At 45.1% G+C, this 25,338-nt stretch carries 21 protein-coding genes and 2 pseudogenes; 8 read left to right on the top strand and 15 right to left on the bottom strand.

The window, feature by feature from the left end:
- Nucleotides 1-8: 8 nt before the first annotated feature.
- Together menD and AB4263_RS23555 are read right to left on the bottom strand one after the other, a co-directional pair.
- The gene (gene menD / locus AB4263_RS23560; RefSeq protein ID WP_372098986.1) at nt 9-1,733 is read right to left on the bottom strand and encodes a 2-succinyl-5-enolpyruvyl-6-hydroxy-3-cyclohexene-1-carboxylic-acid synthase; all 1,725 of its coding nucleotides are present in this window, start codon (nt 1,731-1,733) and stop codon (nt 9-11) included.
- The gene (locus AB4263_RS23555; protein WP_065583685.1) at nt 1,730-3,037 is read right to left on the bottom strand and encodes an isochorismate synthase MenF; all 1,308 of its coding nucleotides are present in this window, start codon (nt 3,035-3,037) and stop codon (nt 1,730-1,732) included. Before AB4263_RS23555 ends, menD begins: the two co-directional genes overlap by 4 nt.
- 296 nt (nt 3,038-3,333) lie before the next feature.
- Here AB4263_RS23555 and AB4263_RS23550 point away from each other — a divergent pair, with 296 nt between their 5' ends.
- The 3 genes from AB4263_RS23550 (at nt 3,334) to AB4263_RS23540 (ending at nt 6,720) form a co-directional block, all read left to right on the top strand.
- Complete coding sequence (locus AB4263_RS23550; RefSeq protein WP_372098985.1) at nt 3,334-4,566, top strand: pyridoxal phosphate-dependent aminotransferase; 1,233 nt, start codon at nt 3,334-3,336, stop codon at nt 4,564-4,566.
- Between the two features lie 170 nt (nt 4,567-4,736).
- A complete protein-coding gene (yfbR, locus tag AB4263_RS23545) occupies nt 4,737-5,321 on the top strand; it encodes a 5'-deoxynucleotidase (protein ID WP_017060613.1) in 585 nt (194 codons plus the stop codon).
- A 55-nt stretch (nt 5,322-5,376) separates the two neighbouring features.
- Nucleotides 5,377-6,720, top strand: coding sequence for an anti-phage deoxyguanosine triphosphatase (locus AB4263_RS23540; protein ID WP_017060614.1), 1,344 nt, complete (start codon nt 5,377-5,379; stop codon nt 6,718-6,720).
- Between the two features lie 26 nt (nt 6,721-6,746).
- On the opposite strand, the gene AB4263_RS23535 is transcribed toward AB4263_RS23540, so the two are convergent.
- Nucleotides 6,747-7,346, bottom strand: a complete 600-nt coding sequence (locus AB4263_RS23535; protein WP_017060615.1) for a tRNA-uridine aminocarboxypropyltransferase — start codon at nt 7,344-7,346, stop codon at nt 6,747-6,749.
- A gap of 9 nt (nt 7,347-7,355) precedes the next feature.
- Between AB4263_RS23535 and rrtA the strand changes: the two genes are divergently transcribed.
- Nucleotides 7,356-7,904 carry a rhombosortase gene (rrtA, locus tag AB4263_RS23530; RefSeq protein WP_017060616.1) on the top strand — a complete coding sequence of 183 codons (549 nt, stop codon included), beginning with the start codon at nt 7,356-7,358 and terminating at the stop codon, nt 7,902-7,904.
- Here the strand turns inward: rrtA and AB4263_RS23525 are convergent.
- The 8 genes and pseudogenes from AB4263_RS23525 to AB4263_RS23490 all read right to left on the bottom strand — a co-directional run.
- Entirely contained in the window at nt 7,895-8,194 is a 300-nt protein-coding gene (locus AB4263_RS23525; protein ID WP_017060617.1) for a helix-hairpin-helix domain-containing protein, read from the bottom strand. The two genes, rrtA and AB4263_RS23525, sit on opposite strands and share 10 nt — an antisense overlap.
- Before the next feature lie 224 nt (nt 8,195-8,418).
- On the bottom strand, nt 8,419-10,284 hold the full coding sequence (gene ppiD / locus AB4263_RS23520) for a peptidylprolyl isomerase (protein ID WP_372098984.1): 1,866 nt from the start codon (nt 10,282-10,284) through the stop codon (nt 8,419-8,421).
- A gap of 218 nt (nt 10,285-10,502) precedes the next feature.
- Entirely contained in the window at nt 10,503-10,796 is a 294-nt protein-coding gene (locus tag AB4263_RS23515; protein ID WP_012604504.1) for an HU family DNA-binding protein, read from the bottom strand.
- Nucleotides 10,797-10,964: 168 nt separating this feature from the next.
- Nucleotides 10,965-13,316 (bottom strand): endopeptidase La, encoded by a 2,352-nt coding sequence (gene lon, locus AB4263_RS23510; RefSeq protein ID WP_017060619.1) that lies wholly within the window; start codon nt 13,314-13,316, stop codon nt 10,965-10,967.
- A gap of 132 nt (nt 13,317-13,448) precedes the next feature.
- Complete coding sequence (gene clpX / locus AB4263_RS23505; RefSeq protein WP_009847283.1) at nt 13,449-14,729, bottom strand: ATP-dependent protease ATP-binding subunit ClpX; 1,281 nt, start codon at nt 14,727-14,729, stop codon at nt 13,449-13,451.
- An 81-nt stretch (nt 14,730-14,810) separates the two neighbouring features.
- Complete coding sequence (gene clpP, locus AB4263_RS23500) at nt 14,811-15,437, bottom strand: ATP-dependent Clp endopeptidase proteolytic subunit ClpP (protein ID WP_004736080.1); 627 nt, start codon at nt 15,435-15,437, stop codon at nt 14,811-14,813.
- 105 nt (nt 15,438-15,542) lie between these two features.
- Entirely contained in the window at nt 15,543-16,841 is a 1,299-nt protein-coding gene (gene tig / locus AB4263_RS23495) for a trigger factor (RefSeq protein WP_017060621.1), read from the bottom strand.
- A 294-nt stretch (nt 16,842-17,135) separates the two neighbouring features.
- Nucleotides 17,136-17,318 (bottom strand): annotated as a pseudogene (locus AB4263_RS23490) (hypothetical protein); the annotation flags it as partial.
- Nucleotides 17,319-17,481: 163 nt separating this feature from the next.
- Between AB4263_RS23490 and AB4263_RS23485 the strand changes: the two are divergent.
- The 3 genes from AB4263_RS23485 (at nt 17,482) to AB4263_RS23475 (ending at nt 20,933) form a co-directional block, all read left to right on the top strand.
- Nucleotides 17,482-19,302: an ATP-binding protein gene (locus tag AB4263_RS23485; RefSeq protein ID WP_372098983.1), complete on the top strand. Its 1,821-nt coding sequence runs from the start codon at nt 17,482-17,484 to the stop codon at nt 19,300-19,302.
- A 29-nt stretch (nt 19,303-19,331) separates the two neighbouring features.
- Nucleotides 19,332-20,681 carry a sigma-54 dependent transcriptional regulator gene (locus tag AB4263_RS23480; RefSeq protein ID WP_102393527.1) on the top strand — a complete coding sequence of 450 codons (1,350 nt, stop codon included), beginning with the start codon at nt 19,332-19,334 and terminating at the stop codon, nt 20,679-20,681.
- 78 nt (nt 20,682-20,759) lie between these two features.
- Complete coding sequence (locus tag AB4263_RS23475; RefSeq protein WP_017060624.1) at nt 20,760-20,933, top strand: hypothetical protein; 174 nt, start codon at nt 20,760-20,762, stop codon at nt 20,931-20,933.
- 54 nt (nt 20,934-20,987) lie between these two features.
- Here AB4263_RS23475 and AB4263_RS23470 read toward each other — a convergent pair whose 3' ends face one another.
- The 3 genes from AB4263_RS23470 to AB4263_RS23460 all read right to left on the bottom strand — a co-directional run bounded on the left by AB4263_RS23470 (nt 20,988) and on the right by AB4263_RS23460 (nt 24,167).
- Nucleotides 20,988-22,349 carry a TRAP transporter large permease gene (locus AB4263_RS23470; RefSeq protein ID WP_017060625.1) on the bottom strand — a complete coding sequence of 454 codons (1,362 nt, stop codon included), beginning with the start codon at nt 22,347-22,349 and terminating at the stop codon, nt 20,988-20,990.
- 2 nt (nt 22,350-22,351) lie between these two features.
- Nucleotides 22,352-23,107, bottom strand: coding sequence for a TRAP transporter small permease (locus tag AB4263_RS23465; RefSeq protein WP_048607896.1), 756 nt, complete (start codon nt 23,105-23,107; stop codon nt 22,352-22,354).
- Nucleotides 23,108-23,171: 64 nt separating this feature from the next.
- Nucleotides 23,172-24,167: a TRAP transporter substrate-binding protein gene (locus AB4263_RS23460; protein ID WP_016788636.1), complete on the bottom strand. Its 996-nt coding sequence runs from the start codon at nt 24,165-24,167 to the stop codon at nt 23,172-23,174.
- A gap of 346 nt (nt 24,168-24,513) precedes the next feature.
- On the opposite strand from AB4263_RS23460, the gene AB4263_RS23455 reads away from it, so the two are divergent.
- A complete protein-coding gene (locus tag AB4263_RS23455) occupies nt 24,514-24,921 on the top strand; it encodes a thioesterase family protein (protein WP_004736070.1) in 408 nt (135 codons plus the stop codon).
- A gap of 75 nt (nt 24,922-24,996) precedes the next feature.
- On the opposite strand, the pseudogene AB4263_RS23450 reads toward AB4263_RS23455, so the two are convergent.
- Nucleotides 24,997-25,338 (bottom strand): annotated as a pseudogene (locus AB4263_RS23450) (4-phosphopantetheinyl transferase); the annotation flags it as partial.

Here is a 25,338-nt window from a genome sequence, read left to right as displayed (position 1 = left end):
TAAAGTCCTTAGGCTAATGCCTCGGTGAGCATTGAGCTGAATTGCTTCAGCAAAGTAGACGCTTGTTCGGGAGGCGTCTTAACTTCTACGAGCAAGGTACCCTGACCTTGTTCAAAATGTTTTTCGATGAGCGTTTGATAGCAATTCAAGGTTTCTGGCGCCGCATAACCAAGATGGAATTGCGCAGCAGCATGTTCAAAATTGAAACCATGAGGCATTTGATATAGAGACTGTTTTTGTTGCTCAGGAACCGGCAAAAAATCAAAGATTGCCCCACCATCGTTATTGGTAACCACAATAACCATTGGTGTTGTGCTGTGAGTAAGTAGCGCCAGCGAATTTAGGTCGTACAACAAAGAGGTGTCACCAATCAGCATCATCAAAGGATTCTGGTTGGCTTTTATCACTCCCGCAGCCGTCGCCACCAAGCCATCAATGCCCGACGCACCTCGGTTGCTGTACACTTGAGTCGCAGATATTGATGACAACATATCCACCAGCCTTACCATCAAGCTATTTCCCACAAACAGCTCTCTGCCCTTAAGTCTAGACGACAAGTCAACGGCAACGCTCAACTCTGTCAGTTGGTCGTTATTAGAGATTTGCGCCAACGCTAACTGCTGAACCGTATTCGCGACTTCCGCCAAAGATGCCGCCCAGCCAGCATGTTCTCCCAACAGCGTTGGTAGATGTTGCTCTGATAACCAATGTTCGATATCAGCGACAATATGAGTTTGAGGCAGATGATCTTGATTAATACGATGTGCATCTGGTGAAACAACGATGTACTGCGATGAACAAAATGTGGCAGCTTGTTCTTTTACCCATTGGTTAAGACGCTTAGATACGATGCGCTCACCAAACTGGATAATAAAATCACACTGACTAAGCTGTGCTTTGGCTGCGTCACTTTGCATCCATAAATCATAGTGTTTCCAGTCACTACTGACACCCGATTGAGGGTCACAGAATACTGGCCAGCCCAAAGCTGTCGCAAACTGCTTGGCTTTAATTGCGGCTTCATTCTCGATAGAACCAATAATCACTGCGCCTTTACGAGCGACATAATCACTTGCTGAGACAGGCTGAGCGATTAAATGACTGGGCAAATAAGTGTTCGAGTAAAGGCAGGTTGAAGCTCTCCAAGCTGCCACGCTCTTTGTATAATCCGCATACATCTCAGCACTACTCTTAGAATAGAGCGGCTCTGGGAACGGACAATTGATATGAATCGCACCGCCAACATTGCGTTGTTTCGCAAGCGCGTTATCAACCGATGTTAGAAGCCAATTCAATGAAATCTGTGTGGTTGGGCTTGGCAGGTTTAAAGCACTTTCTACATGGGAAGAAAAGATACCATGCTGCTGAATCGCTTGATTGGCACCACAGTCGACCAAGTCGATGGGCCTATCAGAGGTTAGCAAGATCAGCTTCTCTCGGGTCAGCCCAGATTCAGCCGTCGCAGGAAGCAAATTTGCCACAGCGGTTCCTGATGTCACAATCACCGCAACCGGTTTGTTGCTAGCCTTTGCTAAGCCTAAAGCTAAAAACCCAAGACCACGCTCATCAAAGTGCGTGTGTAAGGTTAACTTGGAGTTGGCTTCAGCTTCGAGAGTTAGCGGCGTTGAGCGAGAGCCCGGAGCAACACAAACATGTTCAACGCCATTGCGTGCAAGCTCTTCAAGTAACGTGTGACACCAAACTCTATTTAATACGGCTTGGTCGTGATTCATGACGCGACACCCAATGGAGGGTGATCTGAAATTAAGCTAAGCAGAGTAGACATCTTCTTGTTCAGCTCTTGCCATTCATGTTCGGCAACCGATCCCGGCACGATCCCCGCGCCAGCAAACAGTTGTACTTGATCGTTTACAATCAAGGCGCTTCGAATCGCCACGCAGAATTCTGCTCGCTGATGACTGATATAGCCTACAGAGCCTGCATACCAACCTCGTGCAAACGGTTCGTGTTCAAGAATGAAATCCATCGCCTCTTTACGAGGTAAACCCGCCACCGCAGCAGTTGGCTGTAAGGCAGCAAGCAACTGCACACCATTAACGCCATTGTTGAGCTGAGCATGGATATTGCGCTTCAAATGCTGCACCTTACGCAAGCGCACTAGACGCGCATCCTTTTCAACATGGACCGTTTGAGAATGAGGAGTGAGACGCTCAATGATGTCGTCGACCACATACTGGTTCTCATTGAGGTTTTTGCTGTCTTGAGAAAGCCAGTTGGCCAGTTCCATATCCTCAGTAGCGTTCTCTCCGCGACCAATGGTTCCAGCAAGCGCCTCGGTATCAAGCTCCGTACCATGTCGGCTATATAAGCGCTCTGGTGTCGAGCCAATGAAACTGTGTTTAGAATCCAGCACCAACATAAAGTGGAAACTGTGGTGATTTTGCAGATAGCTGGCTTTAAGTAATTGAGCTGCGCAGATAGGCGCATCGAGTTGCAGTGTGGTTTTACGTGCTAAAACGACTTTTTTGTACTCTTCATCGCTAATGCCTTGCAGCACTTTATCGACAAGGTTGCCCCACTGCTCTCTTTCTGGAACGTGATTGATCTGTTCAATATGGGCAGACAAAGGCGCCAATATCGCGGCTTCTACAGAAAGCTTATTCAAAGCATTAATAGAAGAAACGCGATCAGGGGACAAATTAACCGCCAGCGACCAAGTATTGTCAAAGCGGATCAATTCAACCTGAGGAAGGAAGAAAAACGACTCCATGCAGCGACGGTTCTTTGCGGTGTGCCCATCAAACGAGCGTCCACCCCAGATTCGTTGGTCTTCACCAAGAATAGCGTACGCGGGTGCAGGATCTGAAAACGTATGTAACTGTCCGAGCGCAACAACCTCTTCACGAGTGTCGCGTGACTGCCAGTAGAACTTAGGAAAGAGCGGTTGAGCATGAAGCCATTCTATAAATGCAAACGATGGTTTTTGCGTTAGAACTTCAACACAACGAACTTCGCTTGCTTGGGCATTTTGTACTCGCTCAATCAAAGCGGAGATAGTTTGCTGGAAATGTGACAAATCGACCTCGTTCACATCTAAATTATTATTATATTAGTTTGATACTTTATGGGCAGTACCCACTTAGATCAAGAATGTACTATATCTTTTCAACATTCCTGTGATTTTAAGCGATCCCGCCCCTTTATTCATCTTAGCCAATAACCAAGAAAGCGATTAATTAAAATTTAGAAAAGAGTGACAACAAAAAGGCTAAACGTGACACTGAAATGCGACATTCATCAGATTTTTATTCTATCAAACGCCATTTTGCGGTACTTTAATAAAGTATTTAAATTAATTTCAGGAAATCGGCAATGCAAAATATCGGGATGTCGTCAAAACTCAACAGCGTATGCTACGAAATCAGGGGGCCTGTACTCAAACATGCTAAGCGCATGGAAGAAGAAGGGCATAAAATACTGAAGCTTAATATTGGTAACCCCGCCCCATTTGGTTTTGACGCCCCTGATGAAATCCTTGTTGACGTAATCCGTAACCTACCGACATCTCAAGGTTACTGCGACTCAAAAGGCATCTATTCAGCCCGCAAAGCGGTTGTTCAGCACTACCAGAAAAAAGGCCTACGTAACCTTGATGTAGAAGACGTTTACATTGGTAACGGCGCATCAGAGCTTATCGTTATGTCTATGCAAGCGCTACTGGATAATGGTGATGAAATCTTAGTTCCCGCTCCGGATTACCCACTATGGACAGCGTCTGTTGCGCTTTCTGGTGGTACACCGGTTCACTACATGTGTGATGAAGATGCTGATTGGTATCCAGATTTAGACGACATGCGCGCGAAGATCTCACCAAAGACGCGCGGCATCGTTCTTATCAACCCGAACAACCCAACAGGCGCGGTATACAGCCGTGATTTCCTATTACAAGTGGTTGAGATTGCTCGTGAGCACGGTTTGATCATCTTCGCCGATGAAATCTACGACAAAGTACTTTACGACGGTGCGGTACACACTTCAGTGGCAACGCTTGCTGAAGACGTATTAATGGTCACGTTCAACGGCCTATCTAAAGCTTACCGTGTATGTGGTTTCCGTGGTGGTTGGATGTTCTTAACAGGCCCTAAACACCTAGCGAAAGGCTATGTAGAAGGGCTAGAAATGCTGGCCTCAATGCGTTTGTGTGCCAACGTTCCGATGCAACACGCTATCCAAACCGCACTCGGTGGCTATCAGAGTATCAATGAGCTGATTCTTCCAGGCGGTCGACTGATTGAACAGCGTGACCGTGCATGGGAACTGATCAACAAGATCCCTGGCGTTTCTTGTGTGAAACCGAAAGGTGCAATGTACCTGTTCCCTAAAATCGACACCAACATGTACAACATCAAAGACGATCAGAAGTTTGTACTCGACTTCCTTAAGCAAGAGAAGGTGCTATTGGTTCAAGGTACGGGCTTCAATTGGCCGAAACCGGATCACTTCCGTATCGTGACTCTGCCGCACATCGAAGATCTAGAAATCGCAATTGGTCGTTTAGAGCGCTTCTTACAGACTTACAGCCAAGACGACCTCATCGAAGGTTAATGAGCACAAAGAAAGATGGCTACAATTTGCTGTTTTAAAAGACTTTAACTTGTATTCATTCACTTCTATGCTTAAAAGGCTCCTGTTTAGGAGCCTTTTTTGTATCCGCTGGCTCGTACGGTTTGAGTTAACATAAGATACGAGTGGAGCATTGTTTAAAAAGGACATTTATGAAACAGAGCCATTTCTTTGCCCATCTCGCACGCATGAAGCTAATTCAACGCTGGCCCCTGATGCGTTCGGTATCAAGCGAGAACATTTCAGAACATAGCCTACAGGTTGCTTTCGTGGCACACGCCTTGGCACTGATCAAAAACAAGAAGTTTGATGGTCAGCTTAACCCCGAGCACATTGCTCTGCTTGGCATGTACCACGACACCAGTGAGGTACTGACGGGTGATTTGCCAACGCCAGTTAAATACTACAACCCGGATATTGCACAAGAGTATAAGAAAATAGAAGCCGCGGCAGAACAAAGACTGCTTTCGATGTTGCCAGAAGAGTTCAGAGACGACTTCGCCCCCTTCTTAATATCTGGTACTGCGAGTAAAGAAGAGCAAAGCATCGTCAAGCAGGCAGATACTATCTGTGCGTACCTGAAATGCTTGGAAGAGCTCAGTGCGGGCAATCATGAATACGAGCAAGCCAAGCGCCGATTGGAAGAGACACTCGAACAACGCAAAAGCCCAGAAATGGACTACTTTCTCACCACATTCGCACCGAGCTTTGAATTATCACTAGACGAGATAAGCTAGCTGGGTATAAGTTGTTTTTAATTAGCTAAATAAAATCAATTTGATAGGTGCTATTTTGAATTCTCAACTCGAACCACCCTTTGTACTCGAACAAGAATGGCAGCATCGAAATGACGATGAACATAAAATAAGACGGGATGACCACCGCAGCCCGTATCAGCGTGACCGTGCGCGCGTGCTTCACTCTGCTGCTTTCCGTCGCTTACAAGCGAAAACCCAGATCCATGGCACCACGGTCAACGACTTTCACCGAACGCGCCTTACCCACTCTCTTGAGGCCGCTCAGCTTGGCACCGGTATCGTCGCTCAACTGAAGAAAAAGCAGCCCGAATTTCGAGACCTATTACCCTCAGACAGTTTGATTGATTCACTGTGTTTGGCTCACGACATCGGTCATCCACCCTATGGACATGGCGGCGAAGTCGCACTCAACTACATGATGCGCGACCACGGCGGCTTTGAGGGCAACGCTCAAACGTTTCGCATAGTCACACAGCTAGAACCTTACACTGAACATCACGGGATGAACCTATCTCGACGCACTTTGTTAGGTCTAATTAAGTACCCTTCTCTGCTGAGTGAGGTTCAAGCTAAATTGCAGTCTGAACCCGTTAAGCATCAACGACAACTCCGAGCTAAAGATTGGATGCCAGCAAAAGGCATCTACGATCATGATGAAGAGTTGTTTAACTGGGTGCTTGAACCGCTTTCAAGCAGCGACCAACAGCTCCTAAAACAGAAAAGAAAAACGCATACCGAGCCACTTGAGCACAACAAGACCAAATATAAGTCACTGGATTGTTCGATCATGGAACTTGCTGACGACATCGCGTATGGCGTGCACGATTTAGAAGATGCGATTGTGCTTGGCTCTGTGACCAAAGCTCAGTGGGTCGAATCGGCTTACCCTCAACTGAAAGAGATGGCCGACCCATGGATTTGTGAACACCTAGATTCAATTACAGAGATGCTTTTCTCTGGTGAACAGTATCGTCGAAAGGATGCGATTGGTGGGATAGTCAACGCACTGTTGACCAGTATCTCGATTAAGCGAGTGGAGGCTAACTTTGAGAATGTACTGTTGGCTTACAATGCGGTGCTCGAGCCGAGCATGGACGGCACACTCGATAAGCTGAAACACTTTGTCAGCGAGTTCGTTATTCAAGTGCCACAGGTTCAGGTCATCGAATACAAAGGTCAACAGATCATCATGGATATGTTTGAAGCATTCAGCGCAGATCCTGAACGCTTGCTGCCACTGCCCATCAAGAAGCAATGGCTACAACATCAAGATGAGTCTCGAAAAATGCGCGTGATAGCCGATTACATTTCATCGATGACTGATGATCTTGCGCAGAAAATGCATCAGCAACTGTTCTCAGCTCATACCGAGTTTTAATTCCTGACTCACTTTACTAAAACGGCTTAATCTAAGTAGTTTTTCTCAAACACGCCCGGCGGCATTTGATTGATTTGAAACTGAATCATTTGGTCAAATGCCGTTAGCAAAGGGCTAAAGTCGCCATCACGCTCTAACAAGCTAAGTAAATGATAGCCAGCTTCAACGGTTGAAAGGCTATTTTCACTGGGTGCTTTGCGAATTCGGTAATTACCCTTGAGATCTTTCGGTAAATGAACCGTGTTCAACGCATGCAAGTTACTCGATACTTGCCACATCTTGAATGCTTTCTTCCACGTGCCATCCAATAAAATCACACGCAGCTTCTTATTGGGAGATGTCGCCGACTCAACTGAAACAGAGTTTTCGCTTGGGTATAAAATCACATGTTGATACTGTTCATCGCACAACAATGCGTTGAGTTGTTCGTTGTCTGAAAAGTCTTCGCCAACAAACGTCACGCTGTTATTAAGAGATAACGAGAGAATACGCGCTGTTCCCATCGGACGATGCTCTTCTGATGGGTGCTGAAGAATGATAAGCTCAACATTCGATTCGAGTGGTGTAACCCACTGACAAATACAAGCTTTCAAAGCCTTGCTGCATTGGGGGCAATAACGAGACATGGATTTAATGTGTACCCTGTTTTAATTTTCATTTCACTTTTATGCGTCTTATTCCAATTTGAGCCAATACAAGCTTGGGTCGTTTGGGATAGCAATGCGATTGCCGATGGGCAATGGTGGCGAATCCTAACAGGAAACTTTTCACATACCAACTACTCGCATCTTCTGATGAATCTAGCAGGCTTGTGGATCATCAGCTACCTGTTTCAACCGAGTAAAAAACAGCTTGTTGTTGCTTTGCTTGTGATCAGTTTAGTGACTGGCGTCGCTCTGTTGTTTTCAAGTATTCAGATCTACGTTGGCCTATCGGGCACTTTGCATGGGTTGTTTGGCTTATTCGCGCTCAGAGAGGCTTTAAACGGCAGGAAGTCTAGTTGGCTGTTAGTATTCGGATTAGTCGCTAAAATCGCTTGGGAGCAGCTTATTGGCCCTTCTAGCACGACTGGTGAACTGATTAATGCTCGTATCGCGATTGAAGCCCACCTAGCAGGTGCATTGGCCGGAGGCTTCATATCTATCGCTTCATTTCTAACAAGTAGAAAAACGGGTCAAAGTTGAATTCTTTCGCGGTTCTTTTCAACCGTCGCTTCACCTATCCCTTTGACACTCACCAAATCATCAGCAGTAGTAAATGCCCCGTTCTGATCTCTGTAATCGACGATTTCTTTGGCTTTCTTGTCACCCACGCCAACCAATAGTGCTGAAAGTTCTTCTGCCGTCGCGGTATTGATGTTGACCGTAATCTCAATGCCTTCGTAAAGCTCAGCCTTGGTTGGGCTGTCTGCAAACACGGCAGGGCTTAAGAGCATCAGAAATGAAAGAATTAGTGTTGAATATATCGTGCGCATAAATAGTTCCTTTGTTCAAAAAACGTAACTTATGCATTTGCCGCGCTAGATAACACAATCACCAGATAAAAATAAAGCGGATCACCTAAGTGACCCGCTTCGTTATACATCTTATTTTCATCAGCTTGTTTGTTGGCTCACAAATCTGAATTAAAGCCTAACAATCACGTGTTGATTTCAGTAGTAAGCTCTAACTTGAGCTTGCTACTGAGGTAATCAAACGCTTACTGACCTTGACCCACTACGTAGTATTCAACGTCTGCGTTTTTACGAAGTACGTTTAATACGTTAGTCAGGTCTTGCTGGTTACCAACTCGCTCCAACTGTGCACCAATTTGAGTGCTGTAGGCTGGGTTGATCTCAGCCGTTACTTTAGAAAGCTCAACAACAACGATATTACCGTCTTGGTCTTTAGATTGACCGAACACAGCTTGACCTGCTTCTGGTTTCGCTAGAGCGAATACAGATGCCGCTAATGGCGAGTTACGGTCAATCGTTTCAAGTTCAGTGAACTCAAGGTTGTTGTCCGCTAGTACTGCTTCATTGCCTTGCTCAAGTTCGTTCACTAGAGAAACACCTAGCTCAACCGCTTGCTGCTCTGCTTGGACAGCAGACAGTGCAGCGACAACTTGATCTTTCACTTCAGCTAGAGGAAGAACTGTCTCATCACGAGTCTCTTCTACACGAACAACAATTACGTGCTCAGGTGCAACTTCGATAACTTCCGAGTTTAGACCGTCTTCTTTCACTTCAGGGCTCAAGATAGCTTGCATAACTGCAGGCGTCATCAGAACTTCTGGAGCGTCAACTTGAGAGATGAAATCTGTCGTTGTGATCTTCGCGTTGATAGCTTCTGCAGAATCATCTAGAGAATCTGGGAATTCAAACGCTACTTTTTCTAGCTCAGTTTGTTGCTCGTAGAACTGATCAACTGCGTGTTGGTCTAGAAGCTCTGTCTTAATCTCTGCCGCTACTTCAGTGTAAGGCTGAGCTTGAGACGCTTTTAGTTCGTCTAGCTTGATGATGTGGTAGCCGAAATCAGATTTAACTAGGCCAGTAGTATCGCCAATATTCTCAAGAGCGAAAGCCGCGTCTTCGAATGCAGGGTCCATAACATCGCGCTCAATCCAACCTAGGTCACCGCCAACGTCTGCACTACCGAAGTCGTCAGATTTCTCTTCCGCTAGCGTAGCAAAATCAGCGCCTGCATTTAGCTCGTCTAGGATTGCCTGAGCTTTCGCTTCGTCATCGCCTTGAACTAGGATGTGGCTAACTTTACGTTGCTCTTCCGTTGAGTACTTGTCTAGGTGCTCTTGGTAGTATTTCTGTGCTTCTTCATCGCTTACTTCAAGCTGAGACTTAAGCGCTTCAGCAGAAAGCTCAATGTAAGATACCTTAGCTTGCTCTGGACGAGTGTAAGCTGCTGGGTTCTCTTGGTAGTACTGTTCGATTTGCTCGTCAGTTAACTCGATGTCTTTTGCAAGGTCAGCAACAGACAGTGTCACTGTGCGAATGTCACGAGTTTGTGCGATAAGCTTGCTCTGAGTATCGATTTCGCCCTGAAGAACGAATTCACTGCCTTGAAGTGCAGTCACAAGCTGGTTGCGCATAAGGTCACGACGCATGTATTCAGCGAAGCTCTCTGCGCTGAAACCTGCACGACGTAGTGCCGATTGGTAAACTTCTTGGTCGAATTGACCCGCCGTTTGGAACTGAGGCATTTCTAGAATCATGGTGCGGATTTGAGAATCACTGATTCGTAGGCCTAGAGACTCAGCTTGCTGCTCAAGCAGTACGTCATTGATCATGCGATCAAGTACTGATTTACGGAAAGACTCTACGTAAGTAGGGTCTGCAAGCATTTGCGCGAAGTAATCGCCAAGTTGAGACTGCATACGATTACGTTCGTTTTGGTAAGCCTGTTCGAACTCACCACGAGCAATTTCTGTGTTGCCAACTTTAGCTGCTGCGTTGTTACCGCCACCGGTGATGTAGCTGCCTACACCTGCGAATACGAATGACAGGATAATCAACCCAAGGATAATTTTTACCGCGATGCTATTCACGCCTTCGCGTAATCGATCCATCATAATTTAAGTGCTCTCCGGATATGAAGCATTGGCTTCAAAATAAAAATCTATTCACGCGATATTATCAGAAAAAGAAATGCGCATCAGTAGGATGCGCATAATTTAAATAAGTTCAATGTGCTTTGTACACATACTGTTTAAGAATGAAACATCATTTTTCAAACAGTAAACGCATTTTACTGCCTTCCCCTCTTAAATGGAGGTTTCAGCAGTGAAAATTAGTTACATGCGTCTTTAAGTGCTTTACCCGCTTTGAAGCCAGGTACTTTAGCTTCTGCGATTTGGATCTCTTCACCAGTTTTTGGGTTACGACCTGTACGAGCAGCACGAGTACGAACACTGAAAGTACCAAAGCCAACAAGTGCAACTTGGTCACCAGATTGTAGCGTTGTGCCAACTGCTTCGATGAATGCGTCTAGAGCGCGGCCAGCTGAAGCTTTAGAGATGTCTGCGTTTTCTGCGATTGATTCTACTAGTTGTGTTTTATTCACTGTTTTTCCCCTATGTGTCATCTGTGACTACTTCTGATGACTGTACGTTCCATTTTGGTTTTAATTTAGCCGCAAGCCTTATTGCAAAAGGGCTGCCGCTTTGATCAATAACTTAGCGTCCAAAAAAAACGCTGACAAGCCTTTTCGGGCCTATCAGCGTAATTCTTTACTTATTTTTGCTATGCATCACTATTTTTTCACGTCAAACTCGACCCCTGACGGATCTCGTTCTAGCGCGACTTTGAGTACTTCATCAATCCACTGAACCGGGATCACCTTCAAGTCAGCGATTACGTTGTCTGGAATCTCTTCCAAATCACGCTCATTGTCTTTAGGGATCAGTACAGTTTTGATGCCGCCACGGTGTGCAGCAAGCAGTTTTTCTTTCAAGCCACCGATAGGTAAAACTTCACCACGAAGGGTAATTTCACCTGTCATACCGACCTCTGCTTTAACCGGGTTACCCGTCAAGCTAGAGACAAGTGCAGTACACATTGCGATACCCGCACTCGGGCCATCTTTCGGTGTAGCACCTTCTGGTACGTGAACGTGAATGTCACGTTTTTCGTAGAAATCTGAGTTGATACCCAGTTTTTCAGCACGAGAACGAACCACTGTCATTGCCGCTTGAATCGACTCTTTCATCACGTCGCCAAGTGAGCCAGTTTGCGTTAGCTTACCTTTGCCCGGCATTGCTTCGGTCTCGATAGTCAGTAGATCACCACCCACTTGAGTCCACGCTAGGCCTGTTACTTGACCGATACGGTTGCTTTCATCCGCTTTACCGAAGTCGTGGCGTTGAACACCTAAGTACTCTTTCAGGTTATCAATGTTAACCGTTACAGACTTAAGATCGCTGTCTAGCAAGATGTTCTTCACTGCTTTACGACAGATCTTTGAGATTTCACGCTCTAGGCTACGTACACCCGCTTCACGCGTGTAGTAACGAATGATGCCGATGATTGCAGAGTCTTCAATCTCAATTTCATGAGGCTTAAGACCGTTGCGTTGAACTTGCTTGTCCAGTAAATGGCTCTTAGCAATGTTCAGCTTCTCATCTTCTGTATAACCAGATAGACGAATCACTTCCATGCGGTCCAGTAGAGGCCCAGGAATGTCCATCGAGTTCGATGTTGCCACGAACATAACATCTGACAGATCGTAATCTACTTCTAGGTAGTGATCGTTAAATGCGTTGTTTTGTTCTGGATCTAGAACTTCTAGAAGTGCTGAAGATGGGTCGCCACGCATATCAGAAGACATCTTATCGATCTCATCTAATAGGAACAGTGGATTCTTAACACCAACTTTAGACATCTTCTGGATCAGTTTACCCGGAAGTGAACCGATGTACGTACGACGGTGACCACGAATCTCAGCTTCATCACGAACGCCACCAAGTGCCATACGCGTGTACTTACGACCCGTTGCCGCAGCAATCGAACGACCTAGCGAGGTTTTACCTACACCAGGAGGACCAACAAGACAAAGGATTGGGCCTTTTAGCTTGTTGATACGGTTTTGTACTGCCAAGTATTCAAGAATACGTTCTTTAACACGCTCTAAGCCGTAGTGGTCTTCGTTTAAGATCTCTTCCGCTTTCGCTAGATTCTTTTTCACTTTTGAACGCTTAGCCCAAGGAACGCCCACCATCCAATCAATGTAGCTACGTACTACTGTTGCTTCAGCAGACATTGGCGACATCATTTTCAGTTTTTGCAGTTCTTGCTCGGTTTTTTCACGAGCTTCTTGAGGCATCTTAGAGTCTTCGATCTTCTTCTTCAGAGTCTCGAATTCATCAGGAGCGTCGTCCATCTCGCCAAGTTCTTTCTGAATCGCTTTCATTTGCTCATTCAGGTAGTACTCACGCTGAGATTTTTCCATTTGCTTCTTAACGCGGCCACGAATACGTTTTTCAACTTGCAAGATGTCAATTTCTGACTCCATTTGGCCCATCAAGAATTCCAGACGTTCAGTCACATCTAAGATTTCTAGAACGTGCTGCTTGTCTACCAGTTTAAGTGGCATGTGTGCAGCAATCGTATCAGCAAGGCGAGCTGCCTCATCAATACCGTTCAGAGATGTTAGAACTTCTGGTGGAATCTTTTTGTTCAGCTTAATAAAGCCTTCGAATTGATTGATCGCGCTGCGAACAACCACTTCTTGTTCTTTTTCGTCAAGTTCTGAGGTTACAACGTATTCTGCGTCCGCTAAGAAAAACTCACTTTCTTTGAATTGGTGAATTTTTGCACGCTGCTGACCTTCGACAAGCACTTTAACAGTACCATCAGGGAGCTTTAGTAACTGAAGAATGGTAGCGACAGTTCCTACTTTAAATAGGTCGTCAATTGAAGGCTCATCAGTGTCCGCTTCTTTCTGCGCTACAAGTAGTACTTGTTTGTTAGCTTCCATTGCCGATTCAAGGCAAGTAATCGATTTTTCACGACCAACAAACAATGGAATAACCATGTGTGGGTAAACCACTACATCACGTAGAGGTAGCACGGGGATTTCGATACGCTCGGAACGTTCCAAGTTCATATATTTCTCTCTTCCGCTTTAACTTATAAAGCAGTATATGGGGCTTAAACGACTGGATTCAATGGAAGAATAAAAAAAAGGAGGTAATTGCTTACCTCCTTTTTCAATTTGAGTGACTTGTCTAAAAAAGACCTACTCTGCAACAGCTGCTTGGTTATCTGAGTTGCTGTAAATTAATAGTGGTTCTGACTCACCATTAATTACCGACTCATCAATCACAACCTTGCTTACATCAGTTGAAGATGGCAGTTCGTACATAGTTTCTAGTAGAACACCCTCCAAGATAGAACGTAGACCACGAGCACCTGTTTTACGGTTCATTGCTTTCTTAGCAATGGCACGTAAAGCATCTTCACGGAATTCTAACTCTGTATCCTCAAGCTCAAATAATGCTGCGTACTGTTTTGTAAGTGCATTCTTTGGCTCACATAGGATTTGGATTAGCGCTTCTTCATCAAGCTCTGTCAGTGTTGTTGTCACAGGTAGACGACCAATGAATTCTGGAATCAGACCATATTTCACTAGATCTTCAGGTTCTACTTGAGTGAACAATTCACCGATAGTTTTGGTTTCATCTTTTGAACGCACTTCTGCGCCAAAGCCGATACCTGAACCTGTTTCTACACGCTGTTCAATCACTTTATCTAGGCCTGCAAACGCACCACCACAGATAAATAAGATCTTAGACGTGTCCACTTGCAAGAACTCTTGCTGTGGATGCTTACGACCACCTTGAGGTGGAACTGAAGCTACTGTACCTTCAACAAGTTTTAGTAGAGCTTGCTGTACACCTTCACCAGACACGTCACGCGTGATTGATGGGTTTTCAGCTTTACGAGAAATCTTGTCGATTTCATCGATGTAAACAATGCCGCGTTCCGCTTTCGCTACGTCGTAATCACATTTCTGAAGCAACTTCTGGATGATGTTTTCAACATCTTCGCCCACGTAACCCGCTTCGGTTAGTGTTGTTGCGTCTGCCATTGTGAAAGGAACGTCTAGGAAACGAGCCAATGTTTCAGCCAGTAGTGTTTTACCACTACCAGTAGGACCGATAAGAAGAATGTTACTCTTACCTAGCTCTACGCCTTCAGCTGTCGTATCACCATTACGTAAACGCTTGTAGTGGTTATAAACTGCAACTGCTAGCACTTTCTTCGCGTATTCTTGACCGATTACATAGTCGTCAAGATGCTCACGAATCTCACGCGGCGTTGGCAGCGATTCCGATTCTTTCTTAGGAAGAACATCTTTAATTTCTTCACGAATAATGTCGTTACAAAGATCGACACATTCATCACAAATGTAAACAGAAGGACCTGCGATTAACTTGCGAACTTCGTGTTGGCTTTTGCCACAGAAAGAGCAGTAAAGCAGTTTACCGCTACCACCCTCTTTGCTTTTATCTGTCATTCGCTAACCTCTTAGCCTTAACTCTCTATGCTTGAGTGTATATCAATTTGAATCACTTTGCGTTAAACAATTGCCCTGCAATTATTGACCGCGGTGATTAAGAACTGAATCCACCAAGCCGTATTCTACTGCTTGATCAGCAGACATGAAGTTATCACGATCTGTATCGCGCTCAACAACTTCTAGAGGCTGACCAGTGTGCTCTGCCAATAGTTTGTTTAGCTTTTGTTTGATCGTTAGGATCTCTTGCGCGTGAATTTGAATATCAGACGCTTGGCCTTGGAAGCCGCCAAGTGGCTGGTGAATCATTACACGTGAGTTTGGAAGCACGTGACGCTTACCAGGAGTACCACCCGCTAGTAAGAATGCACCCATAGAGCAAGCTTGACCCATACATACTGTGCTCACGTTTGGCTTGATGAACTGCATTGTGTCGTAGATAGACATGCCTGCTGTTACGCTACCGCCAGGTGAGTTGATGTAAAGATAGATATCTTTGTCTGGGTTTTCTGATTCCAAGAAAAGCAGTTGAGCCACGACAAGATTTGCCATGTGGTCTTCCACTTGACCTGTTAAGAAAATGATACGTTCTTTTAATAGACGAGAATAAATATCGTAAGAACGTTCACCACGGGAAGTCTGTTCAACCACCATAGGAACTAGTGCGTCCATAATCGATGGCATTGTATTTTTTTCTTGGTAGCTCATATTCTTATGTCCCTAAAATAAATGGCCCGAATGATTAAATCATACGGACCATTGTTAGCAGAATTGTTGACCGTACGTCAACCTTCTACGTCAGATATTACTATATTAAGCAGGTTGCTGATTCATTAGCTCGTTGAAGCTAACTTCTTTATCAGAAACTTGAGCTTTAGCGATGATTGCATCAATAGCTTGCTCTTCTAGAGCAACGTTGCGCATGTTGTTCATCATTTGCTCGTTTTGCTCGTAGTAAGCAATAACTTCTGTTGGATCTTCGTATGCTGTAGCCATCTCTTCGATGATAGCTTTAACTTTCTCGTCGTCAGCTTTTAGCTCTTCGGTCTTGATTACTTCACCAAGAAGAAGACCTACAACTACGCGACGTTTAGCTTGCTCTTCGAACAGCTCACGTGGAAGTTGGTCAGCAGCTTCAGTGTTGCCACCGAAACGTTGAGCAGCTTGTTGACGTAGAACACCGATCTCTTGATCGATTAGAGCAGAAGGTACGTCGATGTTGTTTTCGTTAACTAGACCGTCGATAGCTTGCTCTTTGATGCGGTTCTTAACAGCTTGCTTAAGCTCACGCTCCATGTTCTTACGAACTTCAGCTTTAAGACCTTCAACGCCGTCAGTTGCGCCGAACTTAGCAACGAATTCTTCGTTTAGTTCTGGAAGTTCACGAGCTTCAACTTTGTTTACTTTGATTGCAAACTTAGCTGCTTTACCTTTTAGGTTTTCAGCGTGGTAATCTTCTGGGAAGTTTACGTCGATTTCGAATTCCATACCTGCTGTTTTACCAACGATACCGTCTTCAAAACCAGGGATCATGCGACCAGCGCCCATCTCTAGTGGGAAGTTCTCAGCTTTACCGCCTTCGAACTCTTCACCGTCGATAGAACCAACGAAGTCGATAGTTGCACGAGAACCAGCGTCAGCAGCAGCTTCAACTTCAGTCCAAGTTGCTTGTTGCTTACGTAGAGTTTCGATCATCTCTTCAACGTCAGCTTCTTTAACTTCTACTGCTGGTTTCTCAACAGTGATGTTTTCTAGACCTTTCAGCTCAACTTCTGGGTAAACTTCAAAAGTTGCGTTGAATACTAGGTCAGCGCCTTCGTTGTTTTCAACTGGTGCGAAAGTAGGTGCGCCAGCTGGGTTGATTTTCTCTTTAACGATCGCTTCGATGAAGTGACGTTGCATTACTTCGCCCATCACGTCTTGACGTACTGCTTTGCCGTACATTTTAGCAACCATCTTCATTGGCACTTTGCCTTTACGGAAACCATCGAAACGACGGTTTTTCGCGATGTTGCGTAGTTCAGCTGTAACTGCATCTTCGATGTTAGCAGCAGGAACAGTAATATTAAGACGGCGCTCTAGGCCTTCTAGCGTTTCAACAGTAACTTGCATTATATAAACCTCAAAACTGGCTCAGTAATCTGAGCATATGAGCCGTAACTTAGCTTTAATTCAAAAGCAGACGTTGTTGGCTGCATCCTTGTGTAGTGCTCTATCCGAACACCTAATTTAAAATCGAGCATTGATGTCTGAATTGATTATTCAACCAAACACCAGACTAATCAGCGATATCTTCGTTCTTCACACGTCGATTAAAACGCAATAAAGCTTGTTTTCAGAAACAAGAAAGGTATCTCCGATTAGCCTCAGGACAGAAATTTTAGACGCGACATTCTAGCGATCTGTTTAATCTCTGTCGAGCCGTTCACCTCTGCATGATGATGAATGCTCTAAATTCGTCCAACTAAGTGATACAAAAACGATCAAATCATCACTTAGCACAACAGAAATGGGGACAATAGCGACTTTTTCAAGGGAATCGAGGGCTTTTTTTGCTAAAAACCTTAAAAAGAGATCTTGCTCTTGTTTTACCCCTCAGAGTCGATAACTTTTTCAACAATCCCCGTTACAAACCCTTAACCTACATCCATCTGTTCACTCTCTGCTTTCAGCAAAAACTACCGCTATTTGCTACCATAAACGAGAGAAGACAGGCTTGATTGTTTACCAAAGAAATCAGCGGAGAGCCTTCATGTTTCAAGCTTTTAAAATCCCAATACTGTTAATGGTCACATACAGTTTACTGATGGTGTTTGGCGGTCATTGGGTGTGGAGCACGAGCCATGAAAGTTTGTTAAATGATCATCAATCTAAGCTGGACCGCTTTTCTGTTCATATTTCAAGCCAATTGGATAAGTTCGCGCACATTCCCGAGCTGCTTTCAAAAGACAAAGAGCTGGTCGATGCCCTGCACTCTCCAAGTAACTCTGCGCAAATCGAACTCACTAATCGTTATCTAGAGCACGTAAACTCGGTGATTCAAGCATCCGACACCTACCTACTAGACAGTATCGGCACCACCATTGCAGCCAGTAACTGGAATCAACCGCGTTCTTTTATTCGTCGTAACTTTGCTTTCCGCCCCTACTTTCAAGAAGCGATTATTGGCAATGAAAATCAATATTTTGCGCTAGGTTCAACCTCTGGAAAGCGAGGCTATTATTATTCTTACCCCGTCTCCTATGCCGCCGAGATTATTGGCGTCATTGTCGTAAAGATGGATTTATCGCTGATTGAAGCAAGTTGGAAAGGCAAACAGAGTTTTTTTGTTGCTGACGATAAAGATCAAATTGTATTTATGTCGAGTAACCCTGAGTGGCTGTTCAAAAGCCTTCAGCCGCTAAGCGAAGTACAACACACTCGAATTCAAGAAAGCAGGCAGTATCTCGATACAAAAATAGAAAGCCTGCACTTCTCCGGCGATTTAGACAGTGCCACCAGTCGTATTGAGTCGCCACACAAACTCGTCCAAGAGCAGTTCTTTAGTTCTTCGCGTTTCCTAGCCGAACCAAGACTCACCTTACGGGTATTTTCTCCAACCCACTTAGTTTGGTGGGACTTGGTTGCTTACCTTGTTGTTTTGAGCCTAATCTTTGCGATTATTTATCTAACAATGCAGCTCAACCACCATAGACAACAAAGACGAGCACAGATAGACAGGCTGCAATCCGAAGCCAAGCAAAAACTCGAATTTCAAGTGCTTGAACGTACATCGGAGTTACATGTTGAGATCAAACACCGTATCGAAACCGAGCATGTTCTGAGGCAAACCCAAGACGAGCTCATCCAAGCCGCCAAACTAGCAGTGCTAGGGCAGATGTCAGCGAGCATCAGTCACGAACTGAATAACCCGCTTGCCGCGATTCGCAGTTATGCCGACAACGGGCGATTGTTTCTTGCCAAAGAAAAAACCGATCGTGTCGATGACAATCTATCGCGAATCTCGGCACTCACTGATCGTATGGCGAAAATCAGCCACCAGCTTCGCTCGTTCGCCAAAAAATCTACTGCGGAAGAGCTACACACCTTACAAATACTCCCAGTTTTACATTCATCGAAAGAGCTGATGAAACCACAACTCAAGAGCGAGCGAGTTAAGGTCAACGAACTCCCTGAGACCTTTGATGCTTGCGTGCTCGCCAACGCCATTCAACTGGAACAGGTGATCATTAACCTGCTGACCAACGCGATTCAGGCAGTGGAACAACAAGATGACAAACAATTAGCTATTCTGTTAGAGATTAGAGAGTCCGACCATCAACAAGCCAATACCTTGCTAATTCATGTCGATGATAACGGCCCCGGCTTCACCTCCCCTTCTAGCGGAAACTTTTTTGAACCCTTCCATACCACCAAGAAAAACGGACTTGGACTTGGGCTATCGATTTCTCAACAAATAATCAACGGAATAAATGGCAAGCTCGTTACCGGTAGTAGCCCTCAAGGCGGTGCTCGAATCAGCATAGAGTTGCCCCTTGTTGGACATGAACAGCAAACAAAAACTCAGCAATAACCAGAATACAAAGAAGTAAAGGAATCACTATGTGTCACGTCTATTTCATTGATGATGAATCCGATCTAAGAATGGCGATTGAACAGAGCTTCGAGCTCGCCGACATTGATGCCGAATTCTTTCCCGATGCGGAGTCTGCTCTGCTCGCGATTCAAGAAAACGGCTTACCTCACGTGATCATCACTGATATCTGTCTACCAGGTCTATCCGGGCATGATCTGCTCAACACCGTGATGCACAAAGACAAAGAGATCCCCGTGATCATGATTACTGGTCACGGCGATATTTCAATGGCCGTTCAAGCTATCCAATACGGCGCCTATGACTTCATTGAAAAACCTTTCGCTAATGAACGCCTAATCGAAACCACTAAGCGAGCGATAGAAAAACGTCAGCTCACACTAGAGAACCTTGAGTTAAAACGTTCACTCAAAGCCAGCCAAGCACTTGGCCCAAGGATCATTGGTGACACGCAATCAATGACTGAGCTGCGCTCCATCATCACCCATATTGCCGACACCAATGCCGATATATTATTGTTTGGCGAGACAGGTACAGGTAAAGAGTTAGTAGCACGTTCTCTGCATGAACAAAGCAGCCGTCGAGAGCAAAACTTTGTCGCGGTCAACTGTGGTGCTGTTCCTGAAAACCTGATTGAGAGTGAACTGTATGGCCATGAAAAAGGGGCATTCACGGGCGCAGAAAGCAAGCGAGTGGGTAAATTCGAGTTTGCTCAAGGCGGAACTCTATTCTTAGATGAAGTTGAATCCATGCCGATGCAGGCACAAATTCGCCTATTACGCGTCTTACAAGAACGCGTTATTGAGCGAGTTGGTTCAAACGGTTTAGTGCCACTAGATATTCGAGTGATAGCAGCAACCAAAGTCGACCTAAAGAAAGCCGCTGAAGAAGGCTCTTTCCGCCAAGATCTCTATTATCGACTCAATGTTGTGACCTTAGATTTACCGCCGTTAAGAAGCCGACAAGAAGATATCCCAGCACTCTTCCACCACTTCCTACTGGTCGCTGCGGCGCGTTATGGCAAGACTGCCCCTGCCCTTCCACAAAAGGAGCTGCACGCACTTTTGGCTCATGATTGGCCGGGAAATGTTCGAGAATTACGTAATACTGCAGAGCGTTTTGTACTTTTAGGTAAGCTTTCTCACTTATCAGACAGCGCCACTGAAACTACTCAAGAACTGTCTTTGGCAGAATTGGTATCTGACTTTGAAAAAAATACGTTGAAGCAGGCACTTATTGAATGCAATGGCAGTATAAAAGAGACCATGGAGAGGCTGCAATTACCGAGGAAAACCCTCTACGATAAGATGCAAAAGCACCAGCTAACGAAAGAATCTTATAAGGTAGAACCAAACTAAATTAGATTTGGGAGCAAGATCACCTATACTTATTTCGACAACAGGATGTTATGCAATAAATATAATAAGGAAGTGGTTATGGGTGAGAAAACAAAAGTGCCATCGATTACCGATACTTTCGAGATAGATGGTATTTTTTATGCTGACAATCATGTCGATCTACACACGCCAGAATTAGAGGCAAAACGCGCTTTGTATGAGCAGATAAAGCCTCATTCAAATCGTGGCAGAAATATAGATGAGGAGGTCTAGCGACCTCCTCATTTTTTATGGATTAAATTCCATGTCAGTGAATGACTCAAATAGCTACTTGGTTATGATCTCTGGTCCCATCAAGGTGGTTGGTAACCATGTTGATACCCAAGGTACGTAAGTGACGATAATCAGGAATAAGAACATCACCCCAACCCACGGCAATGCGGCTTTTACCACGTTCATCATCGACATCTTCGCGACACCTGCGGTCACAAACAAATTGAGCCCGACAGGCGGCGTTATCATCCCTATCTCCATGTTCACCACCATCATGATACCTAGGTGAATTGGGTCGATACCGAGCGCAATTGCAATTGGGAATACCAAAGGAGCAACAATGATCAGCAAGCCTGATGGCTCCATGAACTGCCCACCAATCAAGAGTAAAACGTTTACTACAATCAAAAAGGTGATCGGACCCAAGCCCGCAGATAGCATAGACTCAGTGATCATTTGAGGAATGCGTTCTTCGGTCAGTACATGCTTAAGAATCAGAGCATTGGCAATGATAAACAGCAGCATGATCGTCAGCTTGCCTGCATCGTAAAGTGTGTCTTTGGTGTCTTTATGGAAAAACGTTTGGAACACCTTAACCAAAGCAGGCTTTGTATTGTTCTTGTCAGCGAAAGGCCCCATATCTTTATAGATAAAGTTGGCAATGAAGAAGGCATACACCGCAGCCACTGCCGCCGCTTCTGTCGGAGTAAAGATGCCGCCGTAGATACCACCTAGAATGATGACAATCAGCAGCAAGCCCCAGCTCGCATCTTTCGCAGCTGCGAACATCTCGCCCCAGCCCACAAATGGCTGTGCCGGAATCTTCTTAATACGTGCTGCGATGTAGATAGCAATCATCAACATCACACCCGCCAGCAAACCAGGAATAACGCCACCTAAGAACATACGACCTACCGATACATCGGTCGCAGCCGCGTAAACCACCATCACGATGGACGGCGGAATCAAGATACCCAAAGTACCCGCGTTACAGATAACCCCTGCCGCGAACTCTTTTGAGTAACCGTTTTTGATCATACCTGCGATAACGATACTACCGATCGCCACTACCGTTGCAGGAGATGAACCAGAAAGGGCTGCGAACATCATACATGCCACAACCGACGCCATCGCCAAGCCGCCGCGGAACCAACCTACCATCGCGATAGCAAAACGGATAATACGTTTCGCCACGCCACCAGTAGACATGAAGCTAGAGGCCAAAATAAAGAAAGGAATCGCTAAGAGTGTGTAGTGGCCTGCAAATGCATTAAACAGCGTTTGTGCGACTGAAGCTAATGACGCATCTGAGTGCATCAATAAGAATATTACGCTCGATAAACCGAGGGAAATTGCAATTGGTACACCGACCAACATGAAAGCAATTACCATTAAAAATAGAAATAACATTGCCATGATTAGTCTTCCTTACCGTTAGATTTTGTACTCGACTCATTCGCTTTGTTCTGCGGAGTCGAATTCAATACCGCTGTCGCATCTTCGTCAGAGCCCGCTAGCACGTCTGCTTTCAACGCATCCAGCTCTTCTTCGGCTTCGTGTCCTGCAATCATGCGGTCAAGCTTGCCTGTGACGACTTGGTAAGCAACTTGAGCAAAACGGAACGTTAGCATTGCCATACCAATCGGCAGCGCCATATAAGGAATAAAACGTGGCAGTTTCTCGTATCGCTCGCCTTCATTCAGCCAGTCAGCAAGAAACTGAAGCATCTCTGGCATTGGAATATCGTCGGTCTCGTACCATGCGCGATCGGTCGCGAATGGGTACCAATAATTCCAAGAACCGATAAGAAGTAAGATTGAAAATGCTAGGCAGCTTGTCACGGCGATGAGCGCATACACTTTGCGTAGCTTTTCTGGGGCAAGGTTGATGATCACATCAACACCAATGTGGAAGTGTTTTTTAACGCCATAAGATGCGCCCACTAACACCATCCAAGCAAACATGAACACGGTCAGTTCCAGTGCCCATAAGATGTTGTCATTGAATGCGTATCGAAATACCACGTTGGCAAAAGTAAGTAGCGTCATTGCGCCAAGGAAAAATGCGATTAGTGACTCTTCAATCACATCCGTAACTCTTCCGACTTTGGAAAAAAGAGAGGTTTCCAGTGCTGATTCGCTAGAATTTGGTTGTTCCATTTGAGGCTTTTCCATAATTGACTCCGCTTATAATTGTTTTAATAAGGAGTGACGAATACTCGCCACTCCCTTAGCGGTGTTATTGGTTTGAAGCTAACGCTGCATCGATAAGGTCTGAACCGATGTCTTTTTCAAACTTCTTCCATACTGGTTGAAGTGCAGCTACCCATGCTTCACGCTGTTCAGGCGTAAGTGTACGAACCTCACCACCCGCTTCGATGATGTTGTTTTTGTTCGCTAGGTTAACTTTTGAAGATTCTGCGTTACGCGTCTCAGACACTTCTTGAACGATAGTGCCAAGCTGTGTGCGTACATCTTCAGGTAGGTCTTTCCAGAAGTCGTTTGACGTTACAACTAGGTAATCCAAGATACCGTGATTAGTTTCGGTCACGCCGTCTTGTACTTCAAAGAACTTCTTACCGTAGATGTTTGACCATGTGTTCTCTTGACCATCGATAACTTTAGTTTGCAAGCCACCGTACACTTCTTTGAAAGACATCTTCTGTGGGTTAGCGCCTAGTTGTTCAAACTGAGCCACCAATACATCCGATGCTTGAACACGGAATTTCAAACCTTTTGCATCTTCAGGGCTGATAAGAGGTTTGTTCGCCGACATCTGTTTCATGCCATTGTGCCAAAACGCAAGACCTTGCAGGCCACGACGCTTCATCGCGTTCTTCAGCTTTTCACCAGATTCTGAGTTTTGGAAACGGTCAACGGCTTCTACGTCTTCAAATAGGAAAGGAAGGTCAAAAATGCGGTATTTCTTAGTGAACTTCTCAAATTTTGACAGCGATGGCGCCGCCATTTGAACATCACCATTTAACAGGGCTTCCAGTACCTTATTATCATCGTAAAGTGTTGAGTTAGGGAAAACTTGCATACAAGCTTTTCCATTCATTTCTGTGTTTACTCGCTCTTCCAGTAAAGAAGCGGCGATGCCTTTCGGGTGCTTATCGGTATTGGTTACATGACTGAATTTAATCACGATTTCACCAGGGTCACAGTTTGCAGCAGCATTAAAACTTGTGAGCGCCAGAGCTGATACAGACAGCAGGGTAAGAGGCTTAAACATTATTATTCTCCTTAGTAAACAAAGCAGCCCTTCAATGGGAACTGCGTGCTTTCACTAAGGCAATTAGCGCGCCATATTGACACAATTCATTAACAAGCCTTTAACCGCAAGGCTTCATAAGATCTGCCTGCAGTTGTCGCTAACTCGCTACAAAAATTAATGGGTGGAAAATGACACATAGAATATTTGTAAATGGGTGGGAGTTGACCAAAGCATCAGAGATAAATGAGGTCTGACCAAAAGCCCCTTTCACGATGATGCCTTGAAGTAATTTCAACCTATCCTGTAGAGTGCTGCACAACTTAGTCAGATTTACTGATCCACTACTTACCAAGAGTTGCTACCCATGAGTCAGATCTACCATCACCCAGTACAGATTTACTACGAAGATACCGATCACTCAGGTGTGGTTTATCACCCTAACTTTCTTAAATACTTTGAGCGTGCGCGCGAGCATGTGTTGGGCAGCGATAAACTGGCAGAGTTGTGGAATGAACATGGACTGGGGTTTGCGGTGTATAAAGCCAATATGACCTTTCAAGACGGCGTTGAGTTCGCAGAGATCTGCGATATCCGAACCTCTTTTGAGCTCGATGGCAAATACAAAACCTTATGGCGACAAGAGGTATGGCGTAAAGATGCAACCAAACCTGCCGTGATTGGTGATATCGAGATGGTTTGCCTAGATAAAGACAAACAACTTCAGCCTGTACCCGCAGAAGTATTAAAAGCGATGCTTGGCGAAACGAGTTAACCAATATTACGAATGGCTGAGAGCGAGCCGTGTTCAAGATTAGAAGCTAAAGGTTCTAGTGTAACGAACGTAAACTCAGCCAAGTAGCTTCGATTTGGGGAAGCACTTAATCTCTAATTGCATAGGAAGCGTTGCACCACCAAGCGTCACGGCAAATCGAAACTGGTTATCCAGCCTTCCTAAACTGCATTGCCAATCTGTTGAAGTATTGTCATTTTCAGCAGCATCCAACCCTACACCGTTATGGACAATGATTCCTCCATGTAACTCTGGTCGTAAACCCGACGAATGAACTGGCAGCGTTTGTTGAGTTAGATTGGAAAAATCGAACGAAAAACTTTTCAATGATGTGGCCAACCCCTTACCTGTCGCTTTGATATACGACTCCTTCAGCGCCCCAGGGCGCGAGCACACTTT

The organism is Vibrio sp. 10N.261.55.C5 (genome assembly GCF_041470505.1).
GTDB lineage: Bacteria > Pseudomonadota > Gammaproteobacteria > Enterobacterales > Vibrionaceae > Vibrio > Vibrio crassostreae_C.
This window is presented reverse-complemented; position numbering and strand designations above follow the sequence as displayed.